Source organism: Microcoleus sp. Pol11C3 (genome assembly GCF_036701485.1).
GTDB lineage: Bacteria > Cyanobacteriota > Cyanobacteriia > Cyanobacteriales > Microcoleaceae > Microcoleus.
Genome location: NZ_JAUBQW010000208.1, coordinates 1 through 7082, shown reverse-complemented (window position 1 = coordinate 7082; position 7082 = coordinate 1). Strand labels below are relative to the sequence as shown.

The window sequence follows — 7082 nt, the reverse complement described above, 5'->3', positions numbered from 1 at the left end:
TCCCGCCCGTCCTTTTTGGACGGGCGGGACGCCCATCCCACAAACTTGTGGAAGTTATTTAATTCTCATTCCTAAGAGGCGATCGCACCCTCAAAAAGCAACCCCGCGCCATCAAAAAATTAACACATCCCATCCCCCAAGAGCAACAGATATGGCATCCGAAATTTATGACAATTCCTTTACAAACGATCTACAAAAACTGAATATTTCCTCAGAAGCCGAAGTGTTTGTCTTTCCGGCATCATTTGCCCAGCAGCGCTTGTGGTTTCTCGACCAATTCGCACCGGAAAACCCTTTCTATAATGTAGTAACAGCACTGCGCTTAACTGGTTCCCTCAACTTAACAGCCTTAGAGCAAACCTTCAACGAAATAGTGCAGCGCCACGAAACTTTGCGAACCACTTTTGCCGCGGTATCAGGTCAACCCGTGCAGATAATCTCTCCCGCTTTCAAGACTAATTTAAAAGTATTAGACTTGCAATATTTGCCGCCAGAACAACGGCAAACAGAAGCCAAAAAACTCTCCGCAGCAGAATCTCTTCGCCCTTTCAATTTATCCACCGGGCCGCTGATACGAATCACCATCCTGTGGCTGACAGAAACCGAGCATATTCTATTGCTAAATATGCACCACATAGCCTCCGATGATTGGTCGATCGGTGTGCTAATTCAAGAACTGGAGGCTATCTATACAGCTTTGATAAATCAACAACCCTCTCCCCTGCCAGAATTATCACTTCAATATGCCGACTTTGCCGAGTGGCAGCGCGAATGGCTTCAAGGTGAAGTATTAGAAACTCAGCTAGCTTATTGGCGGCAGCAATTACACGGGATTTCAGTGTTAAATTTGCCGATTGATCGCCCTGCACCAGCTATGCAAAATTATCGGGGAAAAACTCAATATTTAGAACTGCCTAAAAAGCTGACAGACGCACTTTTAGCGCTCTCGCAGCGAGAAGGAGCGACTTTATTTATGACAGTCCTCGCAGCATTTCAAACTTTGCTTTACCGCTACTCGCAACAAGAAGATATTGTTGTCGGTTCGCCGATCGCCAATCGCAACCGCAGTGAAATAGAAGCATTAATCGGGTTTTTTGTCAATACTTTAGTGCTGCGAACAGACTGCTCGGGAAACCCGACATTTCGAGATTTTTTGGGCCGGGTGCGGGAAGTAACTCTGGGAGCTTATGCTCACCAAGATTTGCCTTTTGAGAAGCTCGTCGAGGAATTGCACCCAGAGCGATCGTTGAATCGCCACCCGCTGTTTCAGGTGGTATTCGGGCTGCAAAATGGGCCAGTGGACGAGCTAGAATTGCCAGAATTAAAGTTGAGTTCTTTTCATTTGGAAACTCAAACAACGCGCTTTGATTTAGAGCTGCATTTGTGGGAAGCTTCCGATAAGTTTAGGAGCAGATACGGCGAATATTGGGAAGATTCGGAAGGCCTCAGAGGCTTAGCTGTGTACAATACGGATTTATTTGATGAAGTTACGATCGCCCGAATGCTGAGGCATTTTAAAACGCTGCTGGAAAGCATTGTGGCTAATCCAGAACAAGGAATCGCTAACTTACCTTTATTGAGCGAGGATGAAGTGAATCAATTATTCAGAGAATGGAACGATACTCGCACAAATTATCCTCAAAATAAGTGCATTCATCAGTTATTTGAAGAGGGTGTCCAGCAGCATCTGGAGGATGTCGCCCTAACTTTCGACAGCCAACACCTGACTTACAGAGAACTCAACAGTCGCAGCAACCAACTGGCGCGCTACCTACAAAAACTGGGCGTGGGGGCGGAGGTTTTAGTGGGGCTTTGTGCAGAGCGATCGATCGACCTAATTGTCGGGATGTTGGCTATACTGAAAGCGGGAGGAGCTTACCTACCGTTAGATCCGAGCTATCCGCGCGATCGGCTAAACTTGATGCTGGAAGATGCTCAAGTTAAAGTCTTGCTAATTCAAGATAAATTGATTGAGAATTTCCGAGACTTCTCAAACTCGGTGATTTACTTCGATCGCGACTGGGAAGACATAGCCAAAGAAAGCGCCGAAAATCCCGCCAACACCGTAACAGCAGATAACCTAGCTTACGTTATTTACACATCTGGCTCAACAGGAAAACCGAAGGGAGTTGCTGTCACCCACAAAGCAGTAAATCGGCTGGTACTCAACACCAACTATATAAAAATAGAACCTACCGATAAAATTGCCCAAGCATCAAACGCTTCATTCGATGCAGCCACATTCGAGATTTGGGGAGCCTTGCTTAACGGCGCTCAACTCGTGGGAATTAGCACCAATATTACCCTTTCGCCTCACGATTTAGCCTTAGAACTGCGCCAACAAGGCATCACAGTTTTGTTTTTAACAACTGCCTTATTTCAACAAATTGCTAGAGTTTTACCGCAAGCTTTTAATTCGCTGCGCTGCTTGCTGTTTGGCGGAGAAGCGGTCGATATGAGATGGGTTAAAAAACTTATCAAACAAAATCAAACCACTAAATTAATTCACGTTTACGGGCCTACAGAAAATACCACATTTTCTGCTTATTATTGCGTGCAAGACGTACCCGCAACCGCAACATCTATCCCCATCGGCCGCCCGATCGCCAACACGCAAATTTATCTTCTCGATGCGGATTTGCAGCCGGTGGCGATCGGTGTTATAGGTCAATTGTACGTCGGCGGTGACGGATTGGCGAAAGGCTACCTCAACCAGCCGGATTTAACTGCTGCTGCATTCATTCCCAATCCTTTTAGCAATAAATCTGGTTCGTGTCTTTATAAAACAGGTGATTTAGGTCGCTATTTAGCTGACGGTAACATCGAGTTTTTAGGCCGCGTTGATGACCAAGTAAAAATTCGCGGCTACCGCATCGAATTGGGAGAAATTGAAGCAGCTTTGTGCCAGCATCCACAAGTGCGCGAAGCGGTAGTAATTGTGAGGGAAGACATCCCCGGCGATAAACATTTGGTAGCTTATGTTATTCCTGACGGCATTAATGAAAAATCTGAAAGTCCCAATCTAAAATCAAGTGACTTGCGCCAATTTTTGAAAGAAAAGTTACCAGGATATATGGTTCCTGCAACTTATACAGTCTTGGAGAATATGCCACTGACGCCTAATGGCAAAGTAGACCGCCGCGCCTTGCCCGATCTAGATACAGACAGCGAGGATCTAACAGAAAATTATGTAGCGCCTCGGACTGAACTCGAAAAGGCGATCGGGAAAATTTGGGCTAAAGTTTTGGGAAAACAGCAGGTTAGTATCTACGATAATTTCTTTGAACTAGGCGGGCATTCCCTGCTAGCAACTCAGTTGATTTCTCGCATCCGAGACGCTTTGCAAGTCGAGTTATCGGTCAGCAATTTATTTGAGGCTCCGACTGTGGCGAGTCTGGCAAAATACATTGAAACAATGCGTTGGGCCGCGAAAGGTTTGGATACTCCCAGAACCGACGAAAATGAGCGCGAAAATGTGGAATTTTAAGGCCTTACATAATAGGGGGATGATTTTGATTGTTTTGTGGAATGACCGTCAAAAAGTGGGGAGCATCTCACTTTTGCAGGCAAGCTAGAAATTGGAGTTTTGAGGCAGGAGGCAGGAGGAAAGAGGAAGAAGGAAGGAGCCAGAAAAAGTGTTTTTACAAATATGAGATGCTCCCAAAAAGTGTGTGTCTAAGTGCAATCAAATTGGTGGCAGGAAACCAGAGGAATAGAACTCCAACAGATGTAATCTTTGGCATCTAAATGTTGAGCTAATTTGGGAACTGAATCCTCGCTGGAAAATTGAAAAATCAAGAAACTGTGGTAGTAGGAATTGACCAGGCTGTGGGCGCATTTATCGGTCTTTTTGAAGGCAAAAATATTGGCAAGATGGTGGTGAAATTGGATTAGGTGGCGACCAATTGATTAGGCCATAGTCGTAGATAATTATTTGACGTTATAGCAATCGCCACATCGGTTAGGGCATCAATAACCTAATGAATAGAGTCTCAAAGGAGCGCTAGATCGACGGTTTAATTCGGGCACCATAACTGTCAACTGTCAACTGTCAACTGTCAACTGCTATATTTGGTTTAACTAAAGTATGGATCTCAAACTATCAGAAAAGGTGGCATTGGTCAGTGGTTCAACAGGTGGAATTGGACTGGCAATCGTTACCGCACTTGCCGAAGAAAGAGCGACGGTCATTGTCAATGGCAGAACGCAAGAGCGCGTCAACAATGCGATCGATCGCATTCAGCAAACAGTCCCTAATGCCAAACTTCAGGGAATTGCTGCCGATTTGGGAACGCAAGCAGGCGTTGAATTGTTACTTCAAAAAGTGCCATTCGTCAACATTTTGGTGAATAACTTAGGAATTTATGCCTCCAAAGCTTTTGAAGATATCTCCGATGAAGCGTGGATGAATATTCTGGAAGTGAATGTGATGAGCGGTGTTCGCCTCTCGCGCCATTATTTGCCGCTGATGCTGAAGCAAGATTGGGGACGAATTATTTTCATCTCTAGTGAATCTGGCTTGAATATTCCCGCCGAAATGATTCACTATGGCGTGACCAAAACTGCACAATTGGCATTGAGTCGCGGTTTGGCGGAAACAACTGCGGGCAGTCATGTAACTGTTGAGTCGTGATTTTTAGGCGATCGCACTTAACCTACAAGATCAGCGATCGCGCCCTTTACTCACCGAATACCAGACCGAACCACACTAAAGCGTCATGCCGATATGATTGAACGCGGTGGCCAGGAAGGAATTGCGGAGGAGTTGGACTACGAAAATGTGAAGGAGCGGTATCTTGCTGCGGTGAAGGCGATCGGTCAAGTTTAATCAATCTGCGATCGCTATTTCTGTGAGTCGTGATTTTTAGGCGATCGTTTCTTAACGCTTAACCCCAAAAGCGATCGCTCACAACTACCCTAATTTTAGGAACTGAATGATAGTATAAAGATTGCCTAAAATTATGTCTTAACATTTGCCGATATGCCTCTAAGTTGGAATGAGATTAAGCAAAGGGCGATCGCCTTTTCTAAGGAATGGGAAAGTGAAACTTCAGAGAAGTCAGAGTCGCAATCATTCTGGAATGACTTTTTTAATGTTTTTGGTATTACTCGGCGGCGGGTGGGGAGTTTTGAGCTACCAATTAAAAAGGCAGACAATAAGCAAGGGTTTATTGATTTGCTGTGGAAGGGGACGATTTTGGTGGAGCATAAGTCTAGGGGTAAGGACTTAGATAAGGCTACACAACAAGCAAAAGATTATTTTCCAAATTTAAAGGAGCATGAGTTACCGAAATATATTTTGGTGTCGGATTTTCAGAAATTCAGGCTTTATGATTTAGATACAAACGAAACCAAAGAGTTTGATCTAAAGGATTTTGTAAATCATGTGCATCTATTCGGCTTTATGGCGGGATATGAAAAACGGGTTTATAAGGATGAAGATCCTGTCAATATTGCGGCGGCGGAATTGATGGGGGATCTACATGATCGCCTCAAAGAAATTGGCTATACAGGGCATGACTTAGAGGTGTATCTGGTACGGCTATTATTTTGCTTGTTTGCTGATGATACGGGGATTTTTAACAAGGGAATTTTTTGGGAATATATCGATCGGCATACGAAGGAAGATGGCAGTGATTTGGCGATGCACATTGCCTCGATTTTCCAGGTTTTGAATACCCCAAATGAGAAGCGATTTAAAAATTTAGATGAGAATTTAGCGCAGTTTCCCTATGTGAATGGGAAGTTATTTGAGGAACTTTTGCAAACTGCGGCGTTTGATAAGCAGATGCGTGAAATATTGTTAAAGGCTTGTGCGTTTGATTGGGGTAAAATTTCCCCTGCGATTTTTGGGTCGATGTTTCAGGCAGTAATGAATGAGACGGAACGGCGAAATTTAGGGGCGCATTATACTTCTGAGAAGAATATCCAAAAGTTGATTAGACCGCTTTTTTTGGATGATTTGTATAGTTCGTTTGAGAAGGCTAAGAGTAGTAAGGGCAAGCTAAAGGCGTTACATCAAAAGATTTCGAGTTTGCATTTCCTCGATCCTGCTTGTGGTTGCGGCAATTTCTTGATTATTACTTATCGGGAGTTACGAGATTTAGAGATTTTGATTTTGTTGGAGTTGAATAAGAGTGGGCAGTTGGTGATGGATGTTCGCTCAATTATTCAAGTCGATGTAGATCAGTTTGCGGGGATTGAATATGATGAGTTTGCGGTGCGAGTGGCTGAGGTGGCGATGTGGTTAATTGATCATCAGATGAATGTGAAGGTGAGTAATGAGTTTGGGCAGTATTTTGTGCGGTTGCCATTGAAGAAATCCGCGAAGATTGTGCATGGTAATTCGTTGCGGATTGATTGGGGGTCTGTTGTTGCAAAAGAGAAGTTAAATTTTATTTTGGGTAATCCTCCATTTGTCGGTTCTAAAATGATGAATGAAACACAAAGGGATGATCTTATTGGTATATTTAACGATGCCAAAGGTGCTGGAGTTATGGATTATGTCTCAGCTTGGTATGTCAAAGCAGCAGAACTCATTCAAAATTCAAATATTCAAGTAGCTTTTGTTAGTACAAACTCAATTTCTCAAGGCGAACAGGTTGGCATTTTGTGGAATGTTCTATTTAATGAGTACAAAATAAAAATTCATTTTGCTCATAGAACTTTTAAGTGGGCAAATGAAGCAAAAAAAAATGCTGCTGTATACTGCGTTATTATTGGGTTTGCGAACTTTGATATTGCAGATAAACGTATTTTTGAGTATGAGGATATCAAGGGCGAACCATTGGAAATACAGGCAAAAAACATCAATCCTTATTTGGTAAATGGAACAGATACAACAATTCAAAGAAGACAAAATCCATTGTCTAATATCCCATCGATAGGTATTGGTAATAAACCAATTGATGATGGTAACTATCTATTTACAACACCAGAAAAAGAAGAGTTTATCAAGACAGAGCCAAAATCTGCTAGATGGTTTAGAAAATGGCTCGGTGCTGATCATTGGTGACAAGTTAAGAAGAGCGATAGAAAGTCAAGAGGGACTTTCTTAACAAGCTCAAACGTGTGAAACTCAG

General features: G+C 43.3%; 3 protein-coding genes. All 3 read left to right on the top strand.

What is annotated here, in order from left to right; translation table 11 throughout:
• Nucleotides 1–3487, top strand: a 3487-nt coding sequence (locus QUA40_RS26865; protein ID WP_333131535.1) for an amino acid adenylation domain-containing protein, incomplete at its 5' end; no start/stop codon positions are given.
• Between the two features lie 600 nt (nt 3488–4087).
• The gene (locus tag QUA40_RS26860; protein ID WP_333131533.1) at nt 4088–4633 is read left to right on the top strand and encodes an SDR family oxidoreductase; all 546 of its coding nucleotides are present in this window, start codon (nt 4088–4090) and stop codon (nt 4631–4633) included.
• Nucleotides 4634–4981: 348 nt separating this feature from the next.
• Entirely contained in the window at nt 4982–7015 is a 2034-nt protein-coding gene (locus QUA40_RS26855; protein ID WP_333131531.1) for a DNA methyltransferase, read from the top strand.
• Nucleotides 7016–7082 lie beyond the last annotated feature (67 nt).

What these genes read in the sequence shown, in the direction of transcription:
- QUA40_RS26855 (WP_333131531.1), top strand. Translation starts at nt 4,982, where the DNA reads ATGCCTCTAAGTTGGAATGAGATTAAGCAAAGGGCGATCGCCTTTTCT.
- QUA40_RS26860 (WP_333131533.1), top strand. Translation starts at nt 4,088, where the DNA reads ATGGATCTCAAACTATCAGAAAAGGTGGCATTGGTCAGTGGTTCAACA.